At 60.1% G+C, this 291-nt stretch carries 1 protein-coding gene; it reads left to right on the top strand.

What is annotated here, in order from left to right; all coding sequences use genetic code 11:
- A partial coding sequence (locus NE591_RS15255) for a hypothetical protein (RefSeq protein WP_256157101.1) occupies positions 1–291 on the top strand: 291 nt, incomplete at both ends.

Genomic DNA, 291 nt, shown 5'->3' with positions numbered 1-291 from the left:
ATTTCGACTCTGCCGATGGAGACCACGGCGCGCTCGCCGAGGAGCTGGCGACGGCCGGCAGCGCGTACTTCCATGACAAGAGTCCCTACGGGCTGGCGATCTACTCCTTTAACGACTACATCGAGCAGCGCGATTCCAACCAGATGATCGCCACGGTGGTGAACGTGTTCTGCCTGCTGTTCGCCGTTATTCTGGCGCTCATCGCCATGGCCAACGTGTTCAACACGGTGACCAACAGCCTTATCCTGCGCCCCCGCGAGTTCGCCGTTATGAAGTCGGTGGGCCTTTCGA

It is taken from the genome of Adlercreutzia sp. DFI.6.23 (assembly GCF_024462535.1).
Classification (GTDB): domain Bacteria; phylum Actinomycetota; class Coriobacteriia; order Coriobacteriales; family Eggerthellaceae; genus Adlercreutzia; species Adlercreutzia rubneri.
This window is presented reverse-complemented; position numbering and strand designations above follow the sequence as displayed.